25 protein-coding genes are annotated in these 24,549 nt (G+C 73.1%); 11 read left to right on the top strand and 14 right to left on the bottom strand.

Annotated elements, in window-relative coordinates:
* Positions 1–33: 33 nt before the first annotated feature.
* Both hrpB and ACFP3U_RS03040 read right to left on the bottom strand, forming a co-directional pair.
* Positions 34–2,577, bottom strand: coding sequence for an ATP-dependent helicase HrpB (gene hrpB / locus ACFP3U_RS03045; RefSeq protein ID WP_380223544.1), 2,544 nt, complete (start codon positions 2,575–2,577; stop codon positions 34–36).
* Between the two features lie 4 nt (positions 2,578–2,581).
* Entirely contained in the window at positions 2,582–3,436 is an 855-nt protein-coding gene (locus tag ACFP3U_RS03040) for a class I SAM-dependent methyltransferase (protein ID WP_380223542.1), read from the bottom strand.
* Positions 3,437–3,853: 417 nt separating this feature from the next.
* Between ACFP3U_RS03040 and rpsA the strand changes: the two genes are divergently transcribed.
* Together rpsA and ACFP3U_RS03030 are read left to right on the top strand one after the other, a co-directional pair.
* Positions 3,854–5,344 carry a 30S ribosomal protein S1 gene (rpsA, locus tag ACFP3U_RS03035; RefSeq protein ID WP_030307517.1) on the top strand — a complete coding sequence of 497 codons (1,491 nt, stop codon included), beginning with the start codon at positions 3,854–3,856 and terminating at the stop codon, positions 5,342–5,344.
* A gap of 256 nt (positions 5,345–5,600) precedes the next feature.
* Positions 5,601–7,826 carry an MMPL family transporter gene (locus tag ACFP3U_RS03030; protein WP_380223541.1) on the top strand — a complete coding sequence of 742 codons (2,226 nt, stop codon included), beginning with the start codon at positions 5,601–5,603 and terminating at the stop codon, positions 7,824–7,826.
* Between the two features lie 64 nt (positions 7,827–7,890).
* Here ACFP3U_RS03030 and ACFP3U_RS03025 read toward each other — a convergent pair whose 3' ends face one another.
* Positions 7,891–8,316 (bottom strand): MarR family winged helix-turn-helix transcriptional regulator, encoded by a 426-nt coding sequence (locus tag ACFP3U_RS03025; RefSeq protein WP_380223540.1) that lies wholly within the window; start codon positions 8,314–8,316, stop codon positions 7,891–7,893.
* Positions 8,317–8,377: 61 nt separating this feature from the next.
* Here ACFP3U_RS03025 and ACFP3U_RS03020 point away from each other — a divergent pair, with 61 nt between their 5' ends.
* Both ACFP3U_RS03020 and coaE read left to right on the top strand, forming a co-directional pair.
* Positions 8,378–9,016: an MBL fold metallo-hydrolase gene (locus tag ACFP3U_RS03020; RefSeq protein WP_380223539.1), complete on the top strand. Its 639-nt coding sequence runs from the start codon at positions 8,378–8,380 to the stop codon at positions 9,014–9,016.
* A 93-nt stretch (positions 9,017–9,109) separates the two neighbouring features.
* A complete protein-coding gene (coaE, locus tag ACFP3U_RS03015; protein ID WP_380223538.1) occupies positions 9,110–9,703 on the top strand; it encodes a dephospho-CoA kinase in 594 nt (197 codons plus the stop codon).
* Between the two features lie 21 nt (positions 9,704–9,724).
* Here the strand turns inward: coaE and ACFP3U_RS03010 are convergent, their stop codons facing one another.
* The gene (locus ACFP3U_RS03010; protein WP_380223537.1) at positions 9,725–10,462 is read right to left on the bottom strand and encodes a CTP synthase C-terminal region-related (seleno)protein; all 738 of its coding nucleotides are present in this window, start codon (positions 10,460–10,462) and stop codon (positions 9,725–9,727) included.
* Positions 10,463–10,523: 61 nt separating this feature from the next.
* Here ACFP3U_RS03010 and ACFP3U_RS03005 point away from each other — a divergent pair, with 61 nt between their 5' ends.
* Positions 10,524–11,438, top strand: coding sequence for a LysR family transcriptional regulator (locus ACFP3U_RS03005; RefSeq protein WP_380223536.1), 915 nt, complete (start codon positions 10,524–10,526; stop codon positions 11,436–11,438).
* A gap of 23 nt (positions 11,439–11,461) precedes the next feature.
* On the opposite strand, the gene ACFP3U_RS03000 is transcribed toward ACFP3U_RS03005, so the two are convergent.
* The gene (locus ACFP3U_RS03000; RefSeq protein ID WP_380223535.1) at positions 11,462–11,869 is read right to left on the bottom strand and encodes a hypothetical protein; all 408 of its coding nucleotides are present in this window, start codon (positions 11,867–11,869) and stop codon (positions 11,462–11,464) included.
* A gap of 288 nt (positions 11,870–12,157) precedes the next feature.
* Between ACFP3U_RS03000 and ACFP3U_RS02995 the strand changes: the two genes are divergently transcribed.
* On the top strand, positions 12,158–12,628 hold the full coding sequence (locus ACFP3U_RS02995; protein WP_380223534.1) for an SsgA family sporulation/cell division regulator: 471 nt from the start codon (positions 12,158–12,160) through the stop codon (positions 12,626–12,628).
* A 22-nt stretch (positions 12,629–12,650) separates the two neighbouring features.
* Here the strand turns inward: ACFP3U_RS02995 and ACFP3U_RS02990 are convergent, their stop codons facing one another.
* The 4 genes from ACFP3U_RS02990 to ACFP3U_RS02975 form a co-directional block, all read right to left on the bottom strand.
* On the bottom strand, positions 12,651–13,610 hold the full coding sequence (locus ACFP3U_RS02990; RefSeq protein ID WP_380223532.1) for a hypothetical protein: 960 nt from the start codon (positions 13,608–13,610) through the stop codon (positions 12,651–12,653).
* Positions 13,607–14,647 (bottom strand): prenyltransferase/squalene oxidase repeat-containing protein, encoded by a 1,041-nt coding sequence (locus tag ACFP3U_RS02985; RefSeq protein ID WP_380223531.1) that lies wholly within the window; start codon positions 14,645–14,647, stop codon positions 13,607–13,609. The genes ACFP3U_RS02990 and ACFP3U_RS02985 overlap by 4 nt, the downstream gene beginning before the upstream one ends.
* Before the next feature lie 107 nt (positions 14,648–14,754).
* Positions 14,755–15,489, bottom strand: coding sequence for a class I SAM-dependent methyltransferase (locus tag ACFP3U_RS02980; RefSeq protein ID WP_380223530.1), 735 nt, complete (start codon positions 15,487–15,489; stop codon positions 14,755–14,757).
* 241 nt (positions 15,490–15,730) lie between these two features.
* Positions 15,731–16,144, bottom strand: a complete 414-nt coding sequence (locus tag ACFP3U_RS02975) for a MerR family transcriptional regulator (protein ID WP_380223529.1) — start codon at positions 16,142–16,144, stop codon at positions 15,731–15,733.
* A gap of 67 nt (positions 16,145–16,211) precedes the next feature.
* On the opposite strand from ACFP3U_RS02975, the gene ACFP3U_RS02970 reads away from it, so the two are divergent.
* The 3 genes from ACFP3U_RS02970 (at position 16,212) to ACFP3U_RS02960 (ending at position 19,755) form a co-directional block, all read left to right on the top strand.
* Positions 16,212–17,558, top strand: coding sequence for an MFS transporter (locus ACFP3U_RS02970; protein ID WP_380223528.1), 1,347 nt, complete (start codon positions 16,212–16,214; stop codon positions 17,556–17,558).
* 314 nt (positions 17,559–17,872) lie between these two features.
* Positions 17,873–19,117 (top strand): sensor histidine kinase, encoded by a 1,245-nt coding sequence (locus ACFP3U_RS02965; RefSeq protein ID WP_380223527.1) that lies wholly within the window; start codon positions 17,873–17,875, stop codon positions 19,115–19,117.
* Positions 19,105–19,755 carry a response regulator gene (locus ACFP3U_RS02960; RefSeq protein ID WP_380223526.1) on the top strand — a complete coding sequence of 217 codons (651 nt, stop codon included), beginning with the start codon at positions 19,105–19,107 and terminating at the stop codon, positions 19,753–19,755. Before ACFP3U_RS02965 ends, ACFP3U_RS02960 begins: the two co-directional genes overlap by 13 nt.
* A gap of 55 nt (positions 19,756–19,810) precedes the next feature.
* Here the strand turns inward: ACFP3U_RS02960 and ACFP3U_RS02955 are convergent, their stop codons facing one another.
* The 3 genes from ACFP3U_RS02955 to ACFP3U_RS02945 all read right to left on the bottom strand — a co-directional run bounded on the left by ACFP3U_RS02955 (position 19,811) and on the right by ACFP3U_RS02945 (position 21,142).
* On the bottom strand, positions 19,811–20,011 hold the full coding sequence (locus ACFP3U_RS02955) for a DUF397 domain-containing protein (RefSeq protein ID WP_380223525.1): 201 nt from the start codon (positions 20,009–20,011) through the stop codon (positions 19,811–19,813).
* A 68-nt stretch (positions 20,012–20,079) separates the two neighbouring features.
* On the bottom strand, positions 20,080–20,283 hold the full coding sequence (locus ACFP3U_RS02950) for a DUF397 domain-containing protein (protein ID WP_380223523.1): 204 nt from the start codon (positions 20,281–20,283) through the stop codon (positions 20,080–20,082).
* A 1-nt stretch (position 20,284) separates the two neighbouring features.
* Positions 20,285–21,142 (bottom strand): helix-turn-helix domain-containing protein, encoded by an 858-nt coding sequence (locus tag ACFP3U_RS02945; RefSeq protein WP_380223522.1) that lies wholly within the window; start codon positions 21,140–21,142, stop codon positions 20,285–20,287.
* Between the two features lie 258 nt (positions 21,143–21,400).
* Between ACFP3U_RS02945 and ACFP3U_RS02940 the strand changes: the two genes are divergently transcribed.
* The gene (locus tag ACFP3U_RS02940; protein ID WP_380223521.1) at positions 21,401–21,802 is read left to right on the top strand and encodes an ATP-binding protein; all 402 of its coding nucleotides are present in this window, start codon (positions 21,401–21,403) and stop codon (positions 21,800–21,802) included.
* 75 nt (positions 21,803–21,877) lie between these two features.
* On the opposite strand, the gene ACFP3U_RS02935 is transcribed toward ACFP3U_RS02940, so the two are convergent.
* The gene (locus tag ACFP3U_RS02935; protein ID WP_380223520.1) at positions 21,878–22,171 is read right to left on the bottom strand and encodes a putative quinol monooxygenase; all 294 of its coding nucleotides are present in this window, start codon (positions 22,169–22,171) and stop codon (positions 21,878–21,880) included.
* Between the two features lie 46 nt (positions 22,172–22,217).
* Positions 22,218–23,183: a carbohydrate kinase family protein gene (locus ACFP3U_RS02930; RefSeq protein ID WP_380223519.1), complete on the bottom strand. Its 966-nt coding sequence runs from the start codon at positions 23,181–23,183 to the stop codon at positions 22,218–22,220.
* A 287-nt stretch (positions 23,184–23,470) separates the two neighbouring features.
* Between ACFP3U_RS02930 and ACFP3U_RS02925 the strand changes: the two genes are divergently transcribed.
* Positions 23,471–24,496 carry a sugar ABC transporter substrate-binding protein gene (locus tag ACFP3U_RS02925; protein WP_380223518.1) on the top strand — a complete coding sequence of 342 codons (1,026 nt, stop codon included), beginning with the start codon at positions 23,471–23,473 and terminating at the stop codon, positions 24,494–24,496.
* The last annotated feature ends 53 nt before the right edge of the window (positions 24,497–24,549 follow it).

Genomic DNA, 24,549 nt, shown 5'->3' with positions numbered 1-24,549 from the left:
CCCGAGCGCCGCTGTTTCGCCAACACCTGCCTGTCACTTCCTGGCGTTGGTGCGCTTCGTCGGCTCGGCAGTGGTCGGGTCCTCGGGCCAGGGGTGGCGGGGGTAGCGGCCTCTGAGGTCGGCGCGGACGGCGTGGTAGCCGTTCTTCCAGAAGCCCTCCAGGTCGCCGGTGATGGCGGCGGGGCGGCCGGCGGGGGAGAGCAACTGCACGGTGAGGGGGACTCGGCCGCCGGCCAGGGCGGGGGCGGCTTTCCAGCCGAAGAGTTCTTGCAACTTGGCGGCCAGCACCGGGCGTTCGGTGCTGTAGTCGACCCGTATCTTCGAACCGCTGGGCACAGTGATGCGTTCGGGGGCCAGTTCGTCGAGGCGGCCGGCCTGTCCGCTCGCCCAGGGGAGCAGGCGTTGCAGGGCGGCGGTTGTGTTGATGCGGGCGAGGTCGGCGCGGCGGCGGGCGCGGGAGAGTTCGGGTTCGACCCACTCCTCGGCGCGTTCGAGGAGGGCTGCGTCGGAGACGTCCGGCCAGGGGTCGCCGATCGCCGTGTGGAGGAAGGCCAGGCGTTCGCGGAGGTTGGAGGGGAAGGTCAGGAGGGCGCTGACGCCCTCGCGGGTGAGGCCTTCGAGGATGGCCGCGCGTACGAGGGAGACGTCGGGGCGGGGCAGGGGCTTCTCGGCGAGTTCGATCGCGCCGAGGGATTCGACGCGACGGGAGACGACCTCACCGCGCCGGGTGTCCCAGTGGACTTCGGCGCGGTCGGTCAGCAGCGACGCGCCTGCGAGCAGGGCGGTGCCCTCGTCGAGCGCGGCGGCGTGCAGCACCCGCGCGGACGGCGACCCCGCCGGGCGGTCGGCGACCGCGACGGCGAGCCAGGGCAGCGCGCCGAGCGCCGTGCCGGGGGCGAGTTCGGCCGCCGTCCCCGAGGCCATCAGGTACGGGCTGCGCTCGCCCGGGGCGGGTCGCTCGACCCGGGCGCGGGCGATGCGTTCGGGGAAGGCCAAGGCGACGACGAGGCCGACGGCCGTGGCGTCCGGCAGCGGGGTGGCGGGTTCGTCGGAGGTGGCGCGTTGCAGGCGGCGGACTTCGTCGCGCCAGCGGCCGGCATAGGGGTCACGCGACGAGCGCACCGTCCGCCACACCGCGCCGAGGTCGTCCCCCAGCGCGCGCGGCGGTTCCTCGGAGAGCAGCGCGACCACTTCGGACGCCCGGCGGGCGCCCACGGCGGGTGCGCCGTCCACCAGCGCCCGCCCGAGCCGCGGGTGCAGCCCGGTGCGGGCGAGGCGCCCCCCGCGCTCAGTCGCCCGGCCGTCCGAGGAAACCGCCCCGAGGGCGAGCAGGGTCTCCCGCGCGGCGGCCATCGCGCCCGCCGGGGGCCGGTCGGGCAGGGCGAGGCCGGTGGCGTCCGGGTCGCCCCAGCAGGCGGCCTGGAGGGCGAACGACGTCAGGTCGGCGAGCGCGATCTCCGGGGTGGGGAAGCGGGCGGCGCGGGCGTCCTCGGCCTCGTGCCAGCAGCGGTAGACGGTGCCCGGCGCCTCCCGTCCGGCGCGGCCGGCGCGCTGGCGAGCGGCGGCCAGCGAGGCGCGCACGGTGACGAGCGCCGCGAGGCCGCGCGCGTGGTCGGTGCGCGGCTCCCGGGCGAGCCCGGCGTCCACCACGATCCGCACGCCGGGCACGGTGAGCGAGGATTCGGCGACGGCGGTGGCGAGGACGACCCGCCGTGAAGGGGACGGGGTGAGCGCCGCGTCCTGGACGTCCTGCGGGGCACGGCCGTGCAGTTGCAGGACGTCCACCGGCACACCGGCCAGTAGCCCGGCGACCCGGGCGATCTCGCCGACGCCGGGCAGGAAGCAGAGCACGTCGCCGGAGCGCTCGTCGAGGGCCCGCCGGACGACGGCCGCGACGTGGTCGAGCAGCGCGTAGTCCACCCGGGTGCCGTGCGCGGGCCGGACGGCGCGCGGCGGCGGCGCCCACACCACCTCGACCGGGTGCGAGACGCCGTGCGCCTCGACCACGGGTGCGCCGCCGAGGAGTTCGGCCCAGGCCGCGGTGTCCGAGGTGGCGGAGGCGCAGACGATCCGCAGCTCGGGGCGCAGGGCGGCGCGGACGTCCAGCAGGAAGGCGAGCGCGGTGTCGGCGTCGAGGTGCCGTTCGTGGCACTCGTCGAGGACGACCACGTCGACGCCGGGCAGTTCCTGGTCCCGCTGGAGGCGTTGCAGCAGCACGCCGGTGGTGACCACCTCGACCACGGTTTCCGGCCCGACCCGGCGCTCGCCGCGCACCGTGTACCCGACCTCGCGGCCCACGGCGGAGCCGAGCAGCCACGCCATCCGCCGGGCGGCGGCCCGGACGGCGAGCCGGCGCGGTTCGGCGACCAGCACCCGGCGCACGGGCCGCCCGTCGGAGGGGGGCCCGTCGGAGAGCAGCCCGGCCAGGGCGAGCGGCACCAGGGTGGTCTTGCCGGTGCCGGGCGGCGCGGCGAGGACAGCGGCACCCGGCCCGTCCAGCGCCTCGTGCAGCGCGGGCAGGGCGGTGCGGACGGGCAGCTCGCGCCAGGCCGCCCCTGCTGATCGGTGGGGTGGCAAGGTGTCAGCCCCGCTCGGTGACGAAGATCGCGGTGCCGGGGATGAGCCGCCCGCGCAGCGGCGACCAGCCGCCCCAGTCCTGCTCGTGGCCCTCCGGCCACTCGGGCTCGACGAGGTCGACCAGCCGGAAGCCGGCGGCGACGAGTTCGCGGACCCGGTCGCCGAGCGTGCGGTGGTGCTCGACGTAGGTGGCGCGGCCCTGCTCGTCCTCCTCGACGTAGGGGGTGCGGTCGAAGTAGGACGAGACGGCGGTGAGCCCCTCGACGCCGGGTTCGTCGGGGAAGGCCCAGCGGATCGGGTGGGTGACCGAGAAGACCCAGCGCCCGCCGGGCCGCAGCACCCGGTGCACCTCGCGCATCAGCGCGCCGGTGTCGGCGCTGAACGGGATCGCGCCGTAGGCGGAGCAGGCGAGGTCGAAGGAGGCGTCGGCGAAGGGCAGCACGGCGGCGTCGGCCTGGACGACGGGGACGGGCACGGCGCCGCGGGAGAGGTCGATCCGCCGGGAGTGCTGGAGCTGGCGGTGCGAGATGTCGAGGGCGACGGGGCGGGCGCCGCGGCCGGCCAGCCAGCGCGAGCACTGGGCGGCGCCGGCGCCGAGCTCCAGCACGGTACGGCCGGCGACGTCGCCGAGCAGTCGGGCGTCCGCCTCGTCGAGGCCCTCGGGGCACCAGGTGAACCGGTCGTCGCCGAGGAACTCGCCGTGTTCGTCCTGGTATTCGTCGGCGTTGCGGTCCCACCAGTGGCGGCTGGCGCGGCTGCTCTCGCCGACGCCGGCGGAGCGCCTTACCGCGTCGTCGCCGTCCTCGTCAAGATCGTGCGGGTCGGGGTGGGGGGTGCCGGTCACGGTGAGAAGGCCCATCGCGTAGGGTGTCGTTCTGCGGAAGCGCCGCTGCCGTCTACCGGGCCCGGAAAGGTCTGGTGTCCCGGCGGTGGCATCCGGGGAAAGGGTTCCCTGCGGCCGCCACCCATGAGGTGCGCAATCGGAGGATATGGCCTGATCCGTGCCGGGCTCCACCGTCTTGCCGTTGTTGGCGTTGACCGTGCCTGGCCGTCCCCGTATGCTACAAGTTGCGCTGCGGGCCTGCGCGCCTCGGACGGAGCAGGTCGCGCTCGCATCTGTCGAAGACCCCACGGTCGCAAGACGGACGCCGATCTTCCCTGTACGGGATTTCCGGTGCTCCGTGTTCTTGGCTGTCCGGCTTTCGGTGGGAGCGATACGGGCCCTCCGCGTGGCATTACCTACGACTTTCATGTCCGTACCGGAGCCCTTTTCCTAATGACGAGCCCCACCGACTCCTCCCTCAGCACCACCCCGCAGGTCGCGCTCAACGACATCGGCGACGCCGAGGCGTTCCTGGCCGCGATCGACGAGACCATCAAGTACTTCAACGATGGCGACATCGTCGAGGGCGTCATCGTGAAGGTCGACCGTGACGAGGTCCTCCTCGACATCGGTTACAAGACCGAGGGCGTCATCCCGTCCCGCGAGCTGTCGATCAAGCACGACGTCGACCCGCACGAGGTCGTCGCCGTCGGCGACAACATCGAGGCCCTGGTTCTCCAGAAGGAGGACAAGGAGGGTCGTCTCATCCTGTCCAAGAAGCGCGCTCAGTACGAGCGTGCCTGGGGCACGATCGAGAAGATCAAGGAAGAGGACGGCATCGTCACCGGTACCGTCATCGAGGTCGTCAAGGGTGGTCTCATCCTCGACATCGGCCTCCGTGGCTTCCTCCCGGCCTCGCTCGTCGAGATGCGCCGCGTCCGCGACCTCCAGCCCTACGTGGGCAAGGAGCTCGAGGCCAAGATCATCGAGCTGGACAAGAACCGCAACAACGTGGTCCTGTCCCGCCGTGCCTGGCTGGAGCAGACCCAGAGCGAGGTCCGCCAGACCTTCCTCACCACCCTGCAGAAGGGCCAGGTGCGCTCCGGCGTCGTCTCCTCGATCGTCAACTTCGGTGCCTTCGTGGACCTGGGTGGCGTCGACGGCCTGGTGCACGTCTCCGAGCTGTCCTGGAAGCACATCGACCACCCGTCCGAGGTTGTCGAGGTCGGCCAGGAGGTCACCGTCGAGGTTCTCGACGTCGACATGGACCGCGAGCGTGTCTCCCTGTCGCTGAAGGCGACCCAGGAGGACCCGTGGCAGCAGTTCGCCCGTACCCACCAGATCGGCCAGGTCGTTCCGGGTAAGGTCACCAAGCTGGTTCCGTTCGGTGCGTTCGTCCGCGTGGACGAGGGCATCGAGGGTCTGGTCCACATCTCCGAGCTGGCCGAGCGCCACGTCGAGATCCCGGAGCAGGTCGTCCAGGTCGGCGACGAGATCTTCGTCAAGGTCATCGACATCGACCTCGAGCGTCGTCGCATCAGCCTCTCGCTGAAGCAGGCCAACGAGGCGCTGGGTGCCAACCCGGCCGAGGTCGAGTTCGACCCGACCCTGTACGGCATGGCCGCGTCCTACGACGACCAGGGCAACTACATCTACCCGGAGGGCTTCGACCCCGAGGCGAACGACTGGCTGCCCGGCTTCGAGAAGCAGCGCGAGGAGTGGGAGCGGCAGTACGCCGAGGCCCAGACCCGCTTCGAGCAGCACCAGGCCCAGGTCATCAAGAGCCGCGAGGCCGACGCGGAGGCCGCTGCCGAGGGTGGCGACGCCGTCGCCGCCGCGGCCGGTGGCTCCTACTCGTCCAGCAGCGACGAGGGCTCCGGCGCCCTGGCCTCGGACGAGGCCCTGGCCGCCCTGCGCGAGAAGCTGGCCGGCGGCCAGAGCTGAGGCTCTGCCCCTGCCGCTGATGCTGATCGGCGCGCGCTGATGAGCACATAGCGCACAGCGTCACCGATGAACCCCGCTCGGTTTCCGAGCGGGGTTCATTGTTTTTCGGCTTTCCTTTAGGGATTCCTTATGGGGGGATTTTTGTGATTAGGGGCTCATCGGATGTCTATGGGCGATTCAGGACCTAGGGCCTACCTTGGGTGGAACTGCCCGATGGGCCGCTCACCCGGCCCCACACGCTAGGCACCCCCCGCACATGCGCCGTCGCACCGCCGTGACCCCTGCCTCCCCCCGCACGTCCGACGACCTCCGGGTCGCCGGACGCCTCGCTGCGCTCGGCCGGTTCTGCTACCGGCAGCGGCGCTGGGTGCTCGGCTTCTGGGCGGTCGTCCTGGTCATAGGCGTGCTGATCGGCGGGCGGGTCTTCGAGGGCACGGTGGCCGGAGCCTCCTCCGCCTCCTCCGAGGCGGACCGCGGCAGCGCCGTGGTCGCCGCCGCCGACCCGGCCAGGGGCACCGTGACGGCCGTGGTGGACGGCAAGCCCGTCGACGACGCGGCCGTCCGCGACGCCGTCACCCGGGCCACCGCCGAGATCGCCGCCCTCCCCGGCGTCTCCTCGGCCGTCGACGCCTACGGCCCCGGCCCGGACGCCGCCGGGCTCCGCTCGGCCGACGGCACCGCGAGCCTGGTCTCGGTACGGATGGCCGACAGCAGCACCTCCGCGCAGACCACCGCCGTCACCCAGCGACTCGCCGCCATCAAGGCCGACGGCGCCGAGGTGACCGTCGGCGGGGACCTCGTGCTCCAGGACGAGGTCAAGAAACAGACCGAAAAGGACACCCGCTTCGGCGAGATCGTGACCCTGCCGCTCACCCTGATCGTCATGGTCCTGGTGTTCGGCGGTCTGGCCGCCGCGAGCCTGCCGGTGATCGGCGCCGTCGCCTCGGTGGGCGGCGCGCTGCTCGCCATGTTCGGCTTCAGCAAGATCATGGACATCGACACCAGCGTGCTGCCGATCGCCACCGTGCTGGGGCTGGGCCTGTCGATCGACTACGCGCTGCTCATGGTGAACCGCTTCCGCGAGGAACGCGGCCACGGCGCGTCGATCGCCGCCGCCGTCGAGCGGACCGCCGCCACCGCCGGGCGCACCGTCGCCTTCTCCGGTCTGACCGTCGCCGTCGCGCTCTCCGGCCTGTTCGTCTTCACCAGCCCGGTGCTCGGGGCCGTCGCCGCGGCCGGGGTGAGCGTCGTGGTGATCGCGGTGGCCGCCGCGCTGACCCTCGTCCCCGCGCTGCTCGGCTTCGCCGGCCGCCGGATCAGGACGCCCACCGCGCCCGTCCCCGACGAGGGCTTCTTCAGCCGGACGGTGCGCCGGGTCCGCAAGCGGGCGGTGCTCGTCGCCCTGGTCTGCACCGGGGTGCTGATGGCCGCCGGAGCGCCGTTCCTGCACGCCGAGATGCGTAACTCCGGGGCCGCCGTCCTGCCCGCCTCCTCGGCCGGCCGGCAGGTCGCCGAGACCGTCGACCAGCGCTTCCCGCAGGCTTCCGCCGCCCCGATCACGGTGGTGGTGGAGAGCGGTGCGAAGGTCGCCCAGGCCTACGCGGACGACGTGGTGGCCAAGCTGCCCGGCGTCAGCGGCGTGCGGGCCGTCACCCCGGTGAGCGACACCGTCTCCACCATCGACGTCCTGGTGCACGGCGATCCGCAGGGCGGAGCGGCCAAGAAGGTGGTCGAGGAGTTGCGCGCGGACCGCGGCGGGCTCACCACCCAGGTGACCGGCGGGGCGGCCTCGGTGGTCGACTTCCAGGACGAACTGCTCACCCGGGGGCCGATCGCACTGGGCCTGGTGGCCCTCGGCACGCTGATCCTGCTCTTCCTGATGACCGGCTCGGTGGTGATGCCGGTCAAGGCGCTGCTGATGAACCTGCTCTCGCTGGGGGCCTCGCTCGGCGCGCTCACCCTGGTCTTCCAGGACGGCTGGTTCAGCGGCCTGCTCGGCTTCAGCCCGACCGGCGGGCTGGAGACCTTCATCCCGGTGCTGGTGTTCGCCTTCGCCTTCGGGCTGTCGATGGACTACGAGGTCTTCCTGCTCGCCCGGATCAAGGAGCTGCGGGACAAGGGCCACAGCTGCACCCGGGCCGTGGAGCTGGGCGTGCAGCGCAGCGGCAGGATCATCACCTCGGCGGCGCTGCTGATGGTGATCGTCTTCGCCGGCTTCGCCCTCGGCGACATGCTCATGGTGAAGCAGATGGGCATCGCGCTGGCCGTCGCCGTGGCGGTCGACGCGACCCTGGTCCGCTGCCTGCTGGTGCCGGCCACGATGAGCCTCTTCGGCGAGTTCAACTGGTGGGCGCCGGCCCCGCTGCGCCGGCTGCACGAGCGGTTCGGGCTGAGCGAGCACGTCGACCTGCCGGACCTCGCCCCGGCGGCCGTACTGCCCGCCCAGCGCCCGGCCGAGGAACTGGTCAGCGCGGCCTCGTAGTCTCCCGGGGGCTCGACGGGCGTCGGGCCCGGTCAGAGGCGGGCGGCGGGGCGGGCGGGCCCGGTCAGGGCAGGCGGCGGAGCAGGGCGACAGCGGCGCGCAGGGTCTCGCGCTCGTCGGAGCTGAGGCGGGCCTCGATCGCCGTGGCGATCCGGGCCTCGCGGCGGGCGCGCTGCTCGTGCAGGGCGGCGCGGCCGGCCTCGGTGGCGGTGACCAGCAGCTTGCGGCGGTCGGTGGTGTGCGGCTGCTGGGCGACCAGGCCGGCCTCGGTGAGCAGCGCGACCGTGCGGGCCATCGACTGGTGTCGGACGCGCTGCCGGGCGGCCAGTTCGGCGACGGTGTAGGAGCGGTCGTCGCGGACCAGCAGACCGAGTACGCCGGCCTGGTTCTGCGGCAGCGTGTCGTCGGGGCGCAGTGCGCGGACGAGTTCGCCGATGGCGCTGCGCAGGTCGGCGGCGAGTTCGAGGGTCTCGGGGTGCGGACTGTTCACGGGAGAAGCCTACCGCGAATATCTACAGCAAAACTGTGCAGCTTTGCTGTATGTTCTGCCTATGCGGATCACCAAGTTCGGACATGCCTGCGTACGCCTCGAACACGGGGGGACGACCGTGGTCGTCGACCCGGGTTCCTTCACCGACCCCGCCGCGCTGGCCGGCGCGGACGCCGTCCTGATCACCCACGAGCACATGGACCACTTCGAGGAGGCCCGGCTGCGGGCCGCCCTGGAGGCGGATCCGGAGCTGCGGGTGTGGACCAACACGGACGTGGCCAAGCAGTTGGACGGGGTCGCCCGGCGGGTGACCGCGGTCGGCGAGGGCGACGCCTTCGACCTCGGCGGGATCGCGGTCTCGGTGCACGGCGAGTGGCACGCCGTGATCCACCCGGACATCCCGCTGGTACGGAACATCGGATTCCTCTTCGACGGCAGGCTCTTCCACCCCGGTGACGCGCTGCTCGTCCCGCCGCACCCGGTGGACACCCTGCTGCTGCCGATCGCCGCGCCCTGGACCAAGGTCGGCGAGCTGGTCGACTACGTGCGCGAGGCCGGGGCGCGGCAGGCCGTGCCGGTGCACGACGCGGTGCTCAGCCCGGTCGGCCTCGCCGTGCACACCCGCCTGGTCGGCCCGGGCGGTCCGGGCGGCGCGGAGCTGCGCACCCTGGGCGAGGGGGAGAGCCTCGACCTGGGGTGAGTGGGGCGGGGGTGAGCGGGTCGAGGGCGGTCGGGGGCGAGCGGGGTGGGTCCGACCCGGGGTGGGGCCGACCGGCACGGGTAGCCTGACGCCATGCTGAAGATCGGACTGACGGGCGGCATCGGCGCGGGCAAGAGCGAGGTCTCGCGGCTGCTCGCCGCCCACGGCGCGGTGATCGTGGACTCCGACGTGATCGCCCGTGAGGTGGTCGCCCCCGGGACGCCGGGGCTCGCGGCCGTGGCCGCCGAGTTCGGCCCGGGCGTGCTCGCCGCGGACGGCTCGCTGGACCGGCCCGCGCTCGGCGCGATCGTCTTCGCCGACCCGGCCCGGCTCCAGGCACTGAACGCGATCGTCCACCCGCTGGTCCGGGCGCGGTCCGCCGAGCTGGAGGCGGCGGCCGCGCCCGACGCGGTGGTGGTGCACGACGTCCCGCTGCTCGCCGAGAACGGGCTCGGCCCGCTGTACGACCTGGTGGCCGTGGTCGACGCGACGGACGAGGTACGGATCGACCGGCTGGTCCGGCTGCGCGGCATGACCGAGGACGAGGCCCGGGCCCGGATGGCCGCCCAGGCGAGCCGCCCGGACCGGCTGGCGATCGCCGACCTGGTGATCGACAACAGCGGCCCGCTGGAGGAGCTGGCCCCCCGGGTCGCCGAGGTGTGGGAGCGGCTGACCGCCCGTCGGTGACCGGCCCCGGCTCCCGCGGGATCAGACCGAGGCGGTGGGGGCGGCCTCGGTGGCGTGGGCGACCGCCGCGGCGGCGAAGGCCCGGATCATCGGGTGCGCCCTGGTGCCGTCCCCGGCCAGCTCCGGCTGGAACAGCGAGGCCAGGAAGAACGGGTGGGTCTGCGCCGGCAGCTCCAGGATCCGCGGCTGGCCCGCGTCGTCCGCGCCGGTGAACCGCAGGCCGCCCGCGCGCAGCCGCTCCAGGTAGCCGTCGTTCAGCCCGTATGCGCAGTGGTAGCGCTCCGCGGTGCGCGGCGCGCCGAGCACCCGCTCGGCCAGCGAACCGGGCGTCAGGCGCACGGCGCCCTCGTGCCCCACCAGGGAGCAGCTGAGCGGCACGATCACCTGCTCCGCCCCGCCGGGCTGGTTCTCGTCGTGCGTGGCGCCGTCGATGCCGCAGACGTGCCGCGCGTACTCCAGCACCGCGTGCTGGAAGCCGGCGCAGGTGCCGAGGAAGGGGATGCGCCGCTCGCGGGCGGTGCGGACGGCGGCCACCGCGCCGTCCTCGCTGCGGTAGGGGCTGCCGGGCAGCAGCCAGATCGCGTCGAAGCCGTCGAGCGCGCCGGGCGCCGCGGCGTCCTCGGTGGGGATCCAGTAGGCGTCCAGGACGAGCTGCTCGCGCTCGGCGAGGGCGTCGAGCAGGCCCGGGATGCGGGCGTGCGAGCGGACGGCGGCGGAGCGGTCGCCGACCAGGGCCAGGCGGGATGCGGGATGCGTCATACGGCTATCCTGACCGCCGGCGCGGCATCAGCGCCAACGATGATTCCTTACCCGACGATCAGTGGACGTGATAGCCGTGGAGCCGCAGCAGCTGCGCACCTTCGTCACCGTGGCCCGGCTTGGCTCGTTCTCCGAGGCGGCCCGCGAGCTCGGCTACACCCAGTCCGCGGTCTCCCAGCAGATCGCGGCGCTGGAGGCGGACCTCGGCACCGCCCTGCTGCACCGCCGCCCGGTCGGCCCGACCGGGGCCGGCGCGCGGCTGCTGGAGCACGCCTCCGCGCTGCTGCTGAGGATCGACGCGGCGCGCGCCGACATCGCGCGCCTGGCCGGTGCCGCAAGTGCCCGTCTCACCGTCGGTGCCACCCCGCTGGCGGTCGGGGTGGAGCTGGGGCGCGCGCTCGCCGAGGTGCGCCGGGCGTACCCGGTGGTCGACCTGACGGTACGGGTGGTCGCCCAGGACGCGCTGCCCGCCGAGGTCGCCGCCGGCACGGTCGACCTCGCGCTCGTGGACGGTCCGGCCGCGCCCAGCGACCCGCTCCCGCTGCCCGATGTCGGCCCGCTCGCCACCGCCGCCGTGGCCGAACAGCCGCTCGCCGTCGCTCTGCCGACCGGCCACCCGCTCGCCGGCCGCCCCGGACTGGCGCTCGCCGACCTGTCCGCCGCGCACTGGCTGGACGCCCCCGGCCTGGCCCCGACCGCCGCCCGGCTGCGCGCCGCCACCGCCGTCGACGGCTTCCGGCCCGCCGCCCGCTACCTGGGCACCGATGTCCGCGGGCTGCTCGCCCTGGTCGCGGCGGGGCACGGGCTGGCGCTGCTGCCCGCCGCCGCGGTGGCCGGGGCGCCGGGGGTGGCGGCGGTGCCGGTCGGTGCGCCCCGCCTGGTGCACCGGACGGAACTCGTGCACGGCGCGCTGCCGGAGGGGCCGGCCGCGCTGCTGGCCCGCCTGCTGACGGCGGAGGGGGCCGACCGGGTCTGACGTTCCCCAGGCTGGGGGGTGGCTCAGCCGACGATGGCGGCGTCCGGACAGCAGGGGCCCTCGACGCGGTAACACACGTAGCGCAGGCAGCCGAGGCAGACCGAGATGTTCTCCAGGCGCCAACTCTCGCCGTGGCAGGTGCACTCGGCCCGTTCGCGCAGCAGCGCGTCCCACCCCCTCGCACCCCCGTTGGCGGCGAAGGCGGCGGCGACGTACGCCGCCGTCGCCGGGTCGTCCTCGGTGGTGCCGCGCCGGGTGCCGTCCAGGTGCCAGCAGTACAGGGCGAGCAGCGCCCGCCCGTCGACCAGGCGGTAGTCGGCCCGGCCGTCCTCCTCCCAGTCCCGGACCAGCCGGGCGACCCGTTCGGGGAACGGTCGCGCGGGGTCGAGGAGGCGGCGGTTTCCCTGCGGCGTGGGAGGTTTGGCGGTCATGTGATCCCCTTTCCGGGGCCCACGGTAGGGCGTGGCGCGACGAAGTCCCCGACCGGGGTGGGATGTTGACGGGCCCACTGTGGCGAGGCGGCCCGTGGCGAGGGGGTCCGCGGCGGGGCTGTCGCCGGACGTCGTTCGTGCGATCGACTTCCGGTGCGGGTTGCCGAAGCCGGGGTGGCTCGTTGTTCCTGCCGTGAGCCCTGACTCTGCCGCCGGTGGCGGTTGTGAAGAAACGATTCTGCCTGCCCGTATCGCCGCTGCGGCGGCTCGCCCCACCCGGAGGCGGTCATGACGTACGACAGCTCGCGCGTCCCCGCGCAGCGTGCCCCCGGTGACGGCTGCGCGGTCGCGCTCGACCTCCGGGTCGCCGTCTGCCCAGGCCTGACCGTCTCCGTCCCCGCCCGGCTGCGCTACCACACCGCCGACCCGTACGCCGTCTTCCTCGACAACCACACCGACCTCGCCACGCCCATCACCTGGGTGTTCGCCCGGGACCTGCTCGCCACCGGACTGCACGGCTGGTCCGGCATCGGCAGCGTCTCCGTCCACCCCGGCGTGGACGACCGTCTCGACTCCGTCTTCATCACCCTCACCGGTGAGGGCAGCAGCGTCGTGCTGCGGGCCCCCGCCAACCGGGTCCGCGCCTTCCTGGAGAGCACCGAGAGCCTCGTCCCGACCGGGCTGGAACGCACCCACCTCGACCTGGACGGCCTGCTACGACGGCTCTGCGACGGCGGCGCCGCCTCACCGGGGCCGTGAGGCGCCGCTGCTGCCCCGCTGGTCACCGGTCCCGCCCCGCCGGTCCGACGACGTGCAGGCGGTCGAAGACGTCCAGCGGCAGACCCGGGTAGCGCACGCCGGCGAGGGCGAGGTGCCCGGTGCGGTTGCCGTCGACCAGGGCGCCCAGCAGCGCGGGCAGCGGCCGGTGCCGCGCGGCGGCCAGCGCCGCCACCAGCGCGTTGTAGCGGGTGACGGCGGCTTCGACGGCGCCCGCGCGGTCGCCGGTCGCGCGGGCCCGGGCGAGGACGGTGTTCCCGGCCGCGAAGCTCCCCCCGGCGCGCTCCTCGACGGCGGCCGAGAACAGGTCGTTGGCCAGGTAGGTCGCCTCCACGGTGGCCTCCGGGAGCGGATGGTCGGGTGAGCCGGGCGGGGGCAGGGGCAGGCCGCGCAGCAGCCGCCAGCACTCGATGTTCGGGCGGGTGCCGATGGTCTCCGCCCGCCGGGCGGGCAACTGGCCGGGCGGTGGCGGGCCGGCGCTCTCCTCGGCGACCGCCGCGCAGAACTCGGCGATCAGCGCCGTCAGCCGGCCGGTCGGCAGGGCGCGGTCCCGGTAGTCCTCCAGGAGGAGGCGCAGCTGCCGGGCCGGTTCGCCGTCGCCGCACCCGTCGCTGTACCCGGTGCCGGTGCCGGTGGTGCCGGGGTCCGCGCGGATCCGGTGGGCGAGGGCCCGGGCCGCCTCCGGCGGACCGTCCTCCACCAGGAGGAACAGCGCGATGTACCGGGCGACCGTCAGCCGCTCCGCGACGTCGGCGTCGGCGGGGGAGACGTGCACCCCGAAGACGGCGGCGGTGGTCGACTGCCGCGCGTGCCAGCCGGCCCCGCGCTCGCACCCGCAGTGGGCGAGCGCCTCGTCGAGCAGCGCGGCCGCCAGCGCCGCGGCGCCCGGGGCCGTCATGGCCTCCCGGTAGGGCGCGAGCAGGGCGGCGGCGGAGCCGCTCCCGGTGGATCCCCCTGCCGTCATGGCCGCGAGGGGGTCTCGGGGCGCAGCGCGCGGACGGCGAACAGCGTGGTGAGGTGCGGTGAGCCGAAGTACAGCGGCAGCCGCCCGGTGCGGAAGTAGCCGCCGGCCGGCCAGGAGCCGTCGGCGCGCTGGGTGTCGACCAACCGGCGGCGCAGCTCCGGCAGTTCGGCGGTGCCGCCCGCGTGCTCGCCGGCGTGTTCCCCGGAGTGCTCCCCGGCGAGGACGAGCAGTGCCACGGCGAGCGGAGTGTCGGCGGTCTGGGTGGTGACGTGCCCGACCGCCCGGCGCACCGGTGCGGCGAGTCCGGGCACGACGGTGGCCGCCCGGGCGGCGGCGTGCAGGAAGGCCTCGGGGGAGGCGTAGTAACGGGTGCCGGTGCGCGGCCCGTTCAGGTGCTCGACGACGTAGCGGAGCGTCGCCTCGGCCGCCGGGTGCGGTAACCGGTCCGCCGCGCCGGGGAGATGGAGCGCGAACAGCACGTTGGCGGCGGCGACGGCGTCGTAGCGGCGCCCGTGCGACGGCGTCCGGTCGGTGTCCTCCCAGTAGGCCGGTATCGGACCGTCGTCCGGACCGATCTGGGTGTCCAGCAACTCCCGTGCCACGGCGTCCAACAGGTCCGGCGCGGCGAGCCCGTGCCGGGCCAGCCCGGAGAGCGCGACGGCGGTGCTGTCGGTGTCGGCGGGGAACGGCCGGCCGGGCGGGAAGAACCGGTACCGGGCCGTCCCCGGCTCGCGGTAGCGGTCGACCTGCCGCGCCAGCGCGGCGACCAGTTCACGCTCCTCGGGCCGCCGGCCGTCCGGCCGTAACAGCGCGAGGCCCCACATCGCGGAGAAGCCCTCGTCGTCCGGGTCGAACCCGAGGTCCTCCCCGTGCGTGACGAGCAGGTGCCGGCGCGCCTCGGCGCCGGTGAGCGGCGTGCGCAGCTCGGGGTCGGCGCCGGGCCGGGCGGACGGCAGTCCGTCGGGCCCCAACGCCCGGTGGAGGAAGGCCAGTCCGCGCTCGACGGCGGCGTCCCACGGCGTTTCGTCGGCGGACATCACGTCCCGCCCCCTCTCGGTCCGTCCGGTGGGCCGGCCGGTCCGGTGTGGTGCGGCCCGGCCACGCCCCGTCCTCCCTTCCTTCCCGGCTCGGCGGCCCGCATGCCTCAGTCGGCGAGCGGCCTGCGGAACAGGGCGGTGAGCAGCACCGGCAGGCCGAAGAGCGGCGACTCCGGCCCCTGCGGGACCATCGGGCGGATCTCCACCTCGGTGAACCCGCCGAATATCCACCGGAGTTCGTCCGCGGTGAAGGCCAGCCCGCCGTCCAGCCGGCCGTTGCGGTAGAGCTCGGCGTCCGGCGCCTCCGAGCCCATCGCGCCGGCCGCGAAGCAGGTCAGGCCGAAGTACCCGCCGGGCGCGAGGACGCGCTGCAGCAGGGCCAGGTAGCTGATCCGGCGGTGCGGCGGCAGGTGGTGCAGACAGCCCGAGTCGTACACCAGGTCGTACTGGGGGAGGGGGAGTTCGGTGCTGAAGATGTTGCCGTGGTGGAAGCGCGGGGCGACGCCGGCCGCCTCCGCGCGTTCCCGCGCCCAGGCGAGGGCGGTCGCGGAGAGGTCGACGCCGTCCACCTCGAAGCCGCGCGAGGCCAGGTGGACGGCGTTGCGCCCGGCGCCGCAGCCGAGGTCCAGTACGCGCACGCCGGGAGCGAGCAGGCCGTCGTCGAGCCGGGCGACGAGGTTCTCGTCCGGCTTGTCGACGAAGAACGGCCGCCCGGAGGCCCGGTCGGCGTAGAAGCCGTCCCACCAGTCGGCGGCGTGGTCGGTCCAGCGGTCCGCCTCGGGGCGGAAGAGCCCGTCGAGCAGGTCGAGGACGTCGTCGACGGAGCGGATGGCACGGTTCACGGGTGGCCTTTCCGGTGGGGGTGCGGTACCTCCGAGCCTAGGGGTGCGCGGACGTCCTTTCATCCCCGATTTCCGCAGCTCAAACGGCCGTTGAGCCCTCTTGCCGCCGCCGTCGGAGCACCCCGGCCCCGGTGCCCGCAGGCGGGGGCGGCCGGGCGACCGGGCCGTGCCGCAGGCCCGGGAAGGGGCCTCCACGGGCGTCGCCGGAGCCCGCCGGGAGGGGCTCCGGATCACATGTCGATCACGTTCCGCGGGGCGCGTCGTTCGGGTCAGCCGGTCCGGCGGCGAGGAGTTCGCAGTCGGCGAAGTTCATGCAACCGCAGGCGAGGCAGGCGGCGACGGCGTCGCGGAGCCGCTGGGTCTGCCGGACGACGAGGTCCAGCTCGGGGAGCTTGCGTTCGGCCAGGGCGCGCCACTGGCGGGTGGTGCCGCGCGTGCCGGAGCTGTCCAGCAGCCCCCGGATCTCGGCCAGGGTGAAGCCCGCCCGCTGGGACATCCGGATCAGGGCGACCCGGCGCAGCGTGGCCGCGGGCCACACCCGGCGGCCGCCCTCGCGGCGGGCGGCCGGGAGCAGCCCGAGGCTCTCGTAGTACCGCAGGGCGGACGGCCGCAGACCGGTCTGCCGGGCCAGCTCGCCGATACCGACGTCCTGCACCGCGCCTCGTCCCCCGTCCCCGGTCACGCTTGACTTCAAGCGCGCGTGAACCGCTTGCCTGGCCCGCATGATCTCATCCGCACGGCTGCTCAGGCGGCTGCCCCCGGCCTACCGTCCCCTCTTCGACCGCGGCCCGTTCCGCCGGCTGCTCCCCGCCCTCGCGGTGTCCGACCTCGGCGACGGCATGAGCGCCGTCGCGGTGGCCTGGCTCGCGTTGCAGGTGGCCCCGCCCGGGCGGTCCGGCCTGTTCGTCGGGGCCGCCGTCGCCGCGTACGTGCTGCCCGGCGCGCTCGGTGCGCTGCTGCTCGGCGGCCGGCTGCGCGGCCTGCCCGCGCGGCGGCTGATCCGGGCGGACGCCTGGACGCGCGCGGTGTTCCTCGGCGGGATCCCGGTCGGGTGGGCGCTCGGTCTGCTCGGGCCCGGCCTGCTGCTGGCCCTGCTGGCCGGCTCCTCGCTGCTGCACGGGTGGGGCGGGAGCGCCAAGTACGCGCTGGTGGCCGAAGTGCTCCCGGCCGAGCGGCGGTTGGCGGCCAACGCGCTGCTCAGTACGAGCGGCTGGGTGGCGATGATCGCCGGACCGGCGCTGGCGGGCGCGCTGACGGCGGTGGTCGCGCCGGTCTGGGTGATCGGTCTGGACGCCCTGTCGTTCGCGGTGCTGGCCGTCGGCGCCGGGCGGCTGTCGGCCGGCTCCGATACGGTCCCCGAGGCCGGCCGGGACCGGTCGGCGGGCGCCGTACGGCGCGGCGAGGGACTGCGGGTGCTGCGGACCCGTCCGGAGCTGCTCGGTCTGCTCCTGCTGACCTGGCTGTTCAACCTGGTCTACGGCCCCGTCGAGGTCGCGCTGCCGCTGTTCGTCGGACAGGACCTGGCGGCCGGTCCGGGGCTGCTCGGCGTCTACTGGGCGGCGTTCGGGGCCGGGGCGGTGCTGGGCGCGCTGGCCGTCGGCGCCCTGCGCGGGTTGGCGGTGTGGCGGGTGCTGCTGGGGATCGTCACCGGGCACGGTCTCGCCATGCTGCCGTTCGCGGTGCCCGGCCCGGCCGCGATCTCGGTCGTCGGGTTCGCCGTGGTCGGGGTCGTGTACGGGCCGTACAGCGCGCTGTCGCTCGGCCTGTTCCAGGACCTCACGCCACCGCACGCCCTCACCTCCGTCCTCGCCGTCCGGTCGTCCGCCCTGCTGACGGCGGCCCCGGCGGGCGCGGCCCTGGGCGGCCCGCTGACGGCCGCCGTCGGTCCCCGCGCCGTGTTGACCGGCGTGGGCGTCGCGATGATCGCCGTGGCCGCGCTCGCCGCGGGGGTACCGGCGATGCGGGTGCACCGGAAGTCGGCGGGTCCGACGTCCGGCGCGCGGGAGGCCGGGGGCGACAGGTCCGTCGAGGAGCTGGCGGATGTTGTGCCGACGAGGGTCGACGGCTGACGGTTCGCCCGGATCCGGCCATGTTCGGAAATCTCGTCCGAGTGCGGGAATGAAAACGCCCTCCCCGGCGCCGCAATCGCCGGGGAGGGCGTTCATGCGTCTCAGCTGCTGGAACGTTCGTCGGCCACCACTGTCTCGCCGATGAGGAGGAAACCGGTGCGCACTGCGCGACTTCGTACGTGGCGTGACCTACCGACCCGAGATGCGGTCCGCCCACAGGCCAAGGTCAAGATCTACAGCTGGTACTAGGTTCACCATGAAATCGGGTAGAGGCTTCATGGCACCGTCCTCCTGCGGTGCCCTAGCGTCGTGCCATGACGATTCCAGCTGGACTGAGACGCACGGTCCTCCGGGCGCAGCGGGACACCGGCTTTCTTGCCGCTGGTGTGCTGCCGCACCTGGCGCTGGTTCCCGTGTGGGCCTGGGCGGCGGCGACTACCGCCAGGACGGGGGACTGGCTCCTTACGGTTTCCCTGCCGGCCGCCCTGGTCCTGCTCGGCACCCCGGTGCTGACGGCCGTTCAGCGGGCTCGCTACCGGGTGCTCATCGGTGTGGACGTCCCCCGGCTCACCCCCGCCGCGCCGGAACGATGGACGTGGGCCTCGATCGCCCGGTGGCTCGCGGCGACGCGGCCTTGGCGCAAGATCGGCTACCACCTCCTGCTGGGCCCGCTGCTCGCGCTGCTGGAGCTGCTGGTGCTCGCGATGGCAGCGGCGTGCCTGGCGGGCGTCATCGCCTACGCCTGGTCATGGGCGCTGCCGACCGGAATCCGCCAGGACTGGTTCGGCTACCTGACCCAGCTGCCGGCTTACACAGCGGCTGGACTCCTCCTCCTGTGCGCCCTGCCCTGGACGGCGCGGGCAGTGGCCCGGGCCGAGGCGCGGCTGGCGTCGGGCCTGCTCGGGCCCAGCCGGGCGCAGCGGCTCCAGGAGCGGGTCGATCAGCTGGCCGTGAGCCGGACCGACTTGATCGAGGCCGTCGACGCGGAGCGCCGCCGGATCGAGCGCGACCTGCACGACGGCACCCAGCAGCGGTTGGTGTCTCTCGCGGTCAACCTGGGTCTGGCCATGGCCACCCGCCCGGACCTGCCGAGTGATGCCCGCGAGGTGATCGCGAGAGCGCACCTGGAGGCGAAGGAGGCGATCGCCGAACTCAATGACCTGGTTCGGGGGCTGCACCCGGCCGTGCTCGAAGACCGAGGTCTGGACGCGGCGTTGTCCGGGCTGGCCGCCCGCACGCCCCTGCCGGTGCGGCTGCGGGTCAATCTGGAGGAGCGGGTGGCGCCCAACGTGGAGTCGGTCGCGTACTTCGTGATCTCCGAGGCGCTGACCAATGCAACGAAGCACGCCAACGCGATGCGCGCAGAGGTGATAGTCCGTCAGGTCGGCGAGGTGCTGCGAGTGCGCGTCACCGACGACGGGCTGGGCGGTGCCGACGCCGCCGGCACGGGGCTGACCGGGCTGGCCAAGCGGGTCGGCTCCCTCGACGGGGCCTTCCACGTCAGCAGCCCCGTTGGCGGGCCCACCACCATCACCGCGGAGCTGCCGTGCGCGCGGTGATCGCCGAGGATTCGGTGCTGTTGCGGGTCGGCCTGATCAAGGTGCTGGAGATGGGTGGGTTCCAGGTCGCCGCGGAAGCAGGCGACGCGGAGGGGCTGTTGGCGGCAGTGGCGGAGCACCGGCCCGAACTCGCCTTGATCGACGTCCGGATGCCGCCCGGCTTCACCGACGAGGGGGTGCGGGCGGCGATGGAGATCCGTCGGCGCTGGCCGGGGACGGCGGTGGTGCTGCTTTCGCAGTACGTGGAGGAGCGGTACGCGGCCGACCTGCTGTCCGCGAACACCAGTGGTGTGGGCTACCTGCTCAAGCAGCGGGTTGCCGATGTCGCCGACTTCGTGGCGGCGGTCCGGCGAGTGGCGGACGGGGGCACGGCCCTGGACCCGCAGGTCGTCGCCCAGTTGCTGCTGCGGCGCGACAGCGACCCGCTCACGCGGCTGACCCCCCGCGAACGGGAGGTGCTCGGCCTGATGGCCGAGGGGCGCTCCAACGCCGGCATCGCGCAGGCGCTGGTGGTCAGCGAGAGCGCCGTGGCGAAGCACATCAACAACATCTTCGCCAAGCTTGACCTGCCCGTGGTCGACGCGGACCACCGCCGCGTCCTGGCCGTCCTACGGTTCCTCGGAGCATCCCGGGCCTGACCTTCAGCCGTCTTGACCGTGGGAAATCGGGGCCGGAACCTGGCGCTGTCCGGGATCACAATTGGGTGGGGAGTTCGCCGGTGTGGATGGCGGTGATGAACGATTGCCAGGCAATGGCAGTGAAAGTGAGGGTGGGCCCGTGGGGGTCTTTGCTGTCGCGGACCGGGACTACGTCCGAGAATCCGCCGGCGATTTCGATGCAGTCGCCCTGGCCGTTGCTGTAGCTGCTCTTCCGCCAGGCTGTGCTGGGTTGCATCCGGGGGCTCCGTCCGCTGGCTCATGGTGTCGGCGGCTCCTGCGATGGTCGCAGGACCCGCCGAGTGATCACAATTCGGCGGGGAGTTCGCCGGTGTGGATGGCGGTGATGAAGGACTGCCAGGCGGTGGCAGTGAAAGTGAGGGTGGGCCCGTTCGGGTCCTTGCTGTCTCGGACGGGGACCACCTCAGCGAGGCTGTCGGCGACCTCGATGCAGTTGCCGCCTTCTCCGCCGCTGTAGGTGCTCTTGTGCCACGTCAGTTCGGTTGACATCTCAGTACCTTTCCTTTGCTATCTGATGCATCCAGGAGACCGATTCGCCTGGCGTCATCGCCGCGTCCGCCAGCTGATCAAAGACGATCTCGTGGCGGGCGAGGTCTGCCTCCTTCTCCAGGTACAGGCTGCTGGTCAGCGCCTCGATATAGACGACGTGGCCGGGCACATCCGAGAACGAGAGGATGTGGAACGGCATGCTCATCGCGGCATGAGCGCCGATGCTCAGTGGGAGTACCTGAATGGTGATGTTCGGTCTGTGTGCGGCATCGAGAAGGTGGAGCACCTGGCCGCGCATAACCTCTGAGCCGCCCACCGGACGACGTAGGACGGTTTCGTTGAGGACCGCCCACACTGCTGGCGGGTCGGGCCGGGAGAAGACCTCCTGGCGCTGCAATCGAAGTTTGGCGCGGCGGTCGACGGTCTCGTCGACGTTGTCAGGCCTGTCTGCCAGGGCTGCGCGGAAGATTGCACGCGCGTAGTCGGAGGTTTGAAGGATGCCGGGGATCAGCTCAGTCTCGTATGCCCGAATCCTCGACGCGTCGGACTCCATGCCAACGTAGGTCTGGAACCAGTCGGGGAGCGCATCGCCGTAGTCGTGCCACCAGCCGCGCTGTGTGCTGCGGCGGGTTAGGGAGATGAACTGTCGAAGCTCTGACTCGTCGGTGACGCCATACAGTTCGAGGAGCGCACGAACGTCCGATTCCTTGAGGGTTGTCTGGCCGGACTCGATGCGCGAGATCTTGGTCGCGCTGAACCGCAGCGTGTCGGCAACTGCCTTGGCCTGGAGTCCTGTCCGTTCGCGCAATCGTCGCAGCTCGGAGCCGAGCCTACGCCGCAGCACCGTCGGACTGTCCACTCTTGTCGCTCCCTTTCGGTTGACGTCGGGTCACAGTCTGCCACCTCCCTCGGTGATCACAAGCCCCTTGCGATGCGGCGCAATTGCGCGGGCATGCGCTTGCGAAGTGGGGTCATTGCGGAGCATGCTACATGCGGTCACCAAGTGAGCCGTCTGAGTGATCAAGCGGCCGGTTGCCGGGCATTCCTATGCCTCTCGCCGGGCGTTCCCGTGGCCTCGCCACGCTTCAACTCCCCGCATGTGGAAGGTGAATACGCCATGTCCTCCTGCAGCCCCTCCTCCCTCTCCATCTGGCTCCCGCGAAGCCGGCGCTCGCCCGGTGAGGCGCGTCGGCTTCTCGAAAAGCTGCTCACCGATGTGCCGGGGGGTGAACGGTTTACCCACGCCGGGCAGTTGCTCGTCAGTGAGCTGGTGACCAATGCCGTCCTGCACGGCACGCCGATGGGGCGTCGGATCCAGCTCGTGCTCGACGTCGACCGGCGGCGGTTGCGGATCGAGGTGCACGACGCGCGTGGTGAGCGGGGGCCGGTGTTGCGGGCGGCTTCCGGGGAGGACGAGTCCGGGCGTGGCCTGGTGCTCGTCAAGTTGCTGTCGCAGAGATGGGGTTGCTGCCCCCGTGACGGGGTGGGGAAGATCGTCTGGGTGGAGATCGCGCCGTAGGGCGACCTTCGGGATAACGCGTGCCGCCGCCCCCTCCGAGGGGGGCGGCGGCACGGGCGTTCTGGAAATCCGGGCTCAGCCGGCGGGCGTCAGGAAGGTCAGGACGGACGCGTCCTCCTCGATCATCCGTACGAGTTCGGCGTTGAACGGCTTTCCGTGGGGAGCGGCGAGGTGTTCCTCGAACGCGGCCTCGTCCTGGTACTCCTCGAAGATCCAGTACGCGCGGGGGTCGGACTCCTTGGTGTACACGTCGAAGGTGAGGTTGCCGGGTTCGGATCGAACCACAGCGGCGAAGTCGGCCACCAGAGCGGCGACTTGCTCCTCGAATCCGGGCGTGACGGTGAATTCGGCCAGCAGCGTCTTCTTCATGGTGTCGCTCTCCGTCTTCGAATGGGTGAAGGTTGTGGCGGCAAGGTCATCGGGAGGCGCCGGCGGGAGCCGACTCCACCTGGTGCGTCCACGGCGGGTTCGGCCCCGCCACCGAGCAGGTGAGCGCGGCGACGCGGGCCGCGTACTGGCAGGCGTCGGACACCTCGTCGACGGTCAGTCCGTCCAGCCGTCCGCCGAGGCGGCCGGCCAGGGAGAGCCGGTGGAGCATGCCGGCGGTGAACGAGTCCCCGGCGCCGATGGTGTCCGCGACCTCGACCCGCGGCGCGGGGACGGTCACCCGGACGCCGTCGAGCGAGGCCAGCGCGCCGCGGCCGCCCAGGGTGATCACCACCAGCCGGACCCCGGCCAGGTGCCAGGCGTCGCAGGCGCGCTCGGGCGTCACGCCCGGCATCAGGAGCTCCAGGTCGTCCGAGCTGAGGCGGAGGATGTCGGCGAGCTCGCACCAGCGGGGCAGTCGGTCCCGGTAGACGGCCGGGTCGACGAGCAGCGGGCGGACGTTGGGGTCGATCGAGACGGTCGCGCCGCCGCGTGCGCAGACGAGCAGCTCCTCGATGCGCTCACCGCCGGGGGCGCGGACCAGGGCGAGGGAGCCGGTGTGCAGGCAGGCCGCGTCCTCGGGGTGGGCGGCCGCGAGTTCGGCGTCGGTCCACTGCCAGTCGGCGGTGGCCTCGGCGTGGAAGGAGTACTGGGCCTGGCCGTGCGGGTCGAAGGTCGCGATGGCCATGGTGCTGGGCTCGCGGGCGGCGACGACGCCGGTCAGGTCGACGCCGGAGCCGGCGAGGTGGTCGCGGAACAGGGCGCCGAAGGCGTCGGAGGAGATCCGGCCGAGGAAGCGGGTGGGGGTGCCGAGCCGGGCCAGCGCCACGGCGGTGTTGGCCGGCCCGCCGCCCGGCAGGACGCGCAGGGCGAGCTCGCCGGGGCGCGGCTGGAGGGCGTCGGCGAAGGCGTCGGCGACGCACTCGCCGAGGACGGCGATCGGGCGCTGGGCCATACGGTGCGCCTTTCGGGTTCTGGGAGGACGGGGCTGGAGCCGGACGGCCCCCGGACCATTGACCGGACGTTTCTCGCAGGTGAACACCGGTGCGGGGGTTGCGTTACGCGTTTGTTACGCGGTCGGGGCTTGTGGCTCGGGTTCGGCAGACTTCATCATCACTCCCAAGCCGATGTCAACGATGACATTAAGTCAACGATGACATCCCGGATGCCGCTGACCACTGACCACTGACCGCTGACCGCCGACCCCGCCCTGTCCGCCCGGGCCGCACCTCAGGAGTCTCCATGTCCCTCACCACTCGTCCCGTCCTGACCCGAGCTGCGGCCGGAATCCTGGCCGGTGGTCTGGCGCTCACGCTGTCCGCGTGCGGCTCCGGCTCGAAGGGCTCCGCGAACGCCGGCTCCTCCGGCGGTGCGGTCAAGGTCGGCCTGATCACCAAGACCGACACCAACCCGTTCTTCGTGAAGATGAAGGAAGGCGCCCAGAAGGCCGCCAAGGAGAACGGCGCCACGCTGAGCACCGCGGCCGGCAAGTTCGACGGCGACAACGCGGGCCAGATCGCGGCGATCGAGAACATGGTGGCCTCCGGGGTCAAGGGCATCCTGATCACCCCGAGCGACTCGAAGGCGATCCTGCCCGCGATCAAGAAGGCCCGGGACAAGGGCGTCATGGTGATCGCCCTCGACAGCCCGACCGACCCGCAGGACGGCACCGACGCGCTGTTCGCCACCGACAACAAGAAGGCCGGTGTGCTGATCGGCCAGTACGCCAAGGCCGCGATGGCGGGCAAGGCCGCGAAGATCGCGACCCTCGACCTCGCCCCGGGTGTCGCCGTCGGCCAGCTGCGCCACGACGGCTTCCTGCAGGGCTTCGGCGTCGCGGAGGGCGACCCGTCGGTGGTCTGCTCCCAGGACACCGGCGGCGACCAGGCCAAGGGCCAGACCGCGATGGAGAACTGCCTGCAGAAGGCGCCCGACATCAACCTCGTCTACACCATCAACGAGCCCGCCGCGCTGGGCGCCTACACCGCGCTGAAGGCCAAGGGCCGGGAGAAGGACGTGCTGATCGTCTCGGTCGACGGCGGCTGCACCGGCACCCAGGCCGTCAAGGACGGGAAGATCGCCGCGACCTCCCAGCAGTACCCGCTGGTGATGGCGGCGCAGGGCGTCAAGGCGGTCGTCGACTTCGGCAAGTCCGGGACCAAGGCGAGCGGGTACACCGACACCGGCGTCAACCTGATCACCGACAAGCCGCAGGCCGGCGTCGACGCCAAGGACACCGGCTACGGCCTGGAGAACTGCTGGGGCTGATCCGCTCCCCGCTGTGAAACCAGCGGTCCGGGCCGGATCCCCTGCCCCGACCT

This window comes from Kitasatospora misakiensis (assembly GCF_042656005.1).
GTDB lineage: Bacteria > Actinomycetota > Actinomycetes > Streptomycetales > Streptomycetaceae > Kitasatospora > Kitasatospora misakiensis.
This window is presented reverse-complemented; position numbering and strand designations above follow the sequence as displayed.

Coding starts and splice junctions, on each gene's coding strand:
- ACFP3U_RS03040 (WP_380223542.1), bottom strand. CDS start 3,436: ATGGGCCTTCTCACCGTGACCGGCACCCCCCACCCCGACCCGCACGAT.
- rpsA (WP_030307517.1), top strand. CDS start 3,854: ATGACGAGCCCCACCGACTCCTCCCTCAGCACCACCCCGCAGGTCGCG.
- ACFP3U_RS03030 (WP_380223541.1), top strand. CDS start 5,601: ATGCGCCGTCGCACCGCCGTGACCCCTGCCTCCCCCCGCACGTCCGAC.
- ACFP3U_RS03020 (WP_380223539.1), top strand. CDS start 8,378: ATGCGGATCACCAAGTTCGGACATGCCTGCGTACGCCTCGAACACGGG.
- coaE (WP_380223538.1), top strand. CDS start 9,110: ATGCTGAAGATCGGACTGACGGGCGGCATCGGCGCGGGCAAGAGCGAG.
- ACFP3U_RS03010 (WP_380223537.1), bottom strand. CDS start 10,462: ATGACGCATCCCGCATCCCGCCTGGCCCTGGTCGGCGACCGCTCCGCC.
- ACFP3U_RS03000 (WP_380223535.1), bottom strand. CDS start 11,869: ATGACCGCCAAACCTCCCACGCCGCAGGGAAACCGCCGCCTCCTCGAC.
- ACFP3U_RS02995 (WP_380223534.1), top strand. CDS start 12,158: ATGACGTACGACAGCTCGCGCGTCCCCGCGCAGCGTGCCCCCGGTGAC.
- ACFP3U_RS02990 (WP_380223532.1), bottom strand. CDS start 13,610: ATGACGGCAGGGGGATCCACCGGGAGCGGCTCCGCCGCCGCCCTGCTC.
- ACFP3U_RS02985 (WP_380223531.1), bottom strand. CDS start 14,647: ATGTCCGCCGACGAAACGCCGTGGGACGCCGCCGTCGAGCGCGGACTG.
- ACFP3U_RS02970 (WP_380223528.1), top strand. CDS start 16,212: ATGATCTCATCCGCACGGCTGCTCAGGCGGCTGCCCCCGGCCTACCGT.
- ACFP3U_RS02965 (WP_380223527.1), top strand. CDS start 17,873: ATGACGATTCCAGCTGGACTGAGACGCACGGTCCTCCGGGCGCAGCGG.
- ACFP3U_RS02955 (WP_380223525.1), bottom strand. CDS start 20,011: ATGCAACCCAGCACAGCCTGGCGGAAGAGCAGCTACAGCAACGGCCAG.
- ACFP3U_RS02950 (WP_380223523.1), bottom strand. CDS start 20,283: ATGTCAACCGAACTGACGTGGCACAAGAGCACCTACAGCGGCGGAGAA.
- ACFP3U_RS02940 (WP_380223521.1), top strand. CDS start 21,401: ATGTCCTCCTGCAGCCCCTCCTCCCTCTCCATCTGGCTCCCGCGAAGC.
- ACFP3U_RS02935 (WP_380223520.1), bottom strand. CDS start 22,171: ATGAAGAAGACGCTGCTGGCCGAATTCACCGTCACGCCCGGATTCGAG.
- ACFP3U_RS02930 (WP_380223519.1), bottom strand. CDS start 23,183: ATGGCCCAGCGCCCGATCGCCGTCCTCGGCGAGTGCGTCGCCGACGCC.
- ACFP3U_RS02925 (WP_380223518.1), top strand. CDS start 23,471: ATGTCCCTCACCACTCGTCCCGTCCTGACCCGAGCTGCGGCCGGAATC.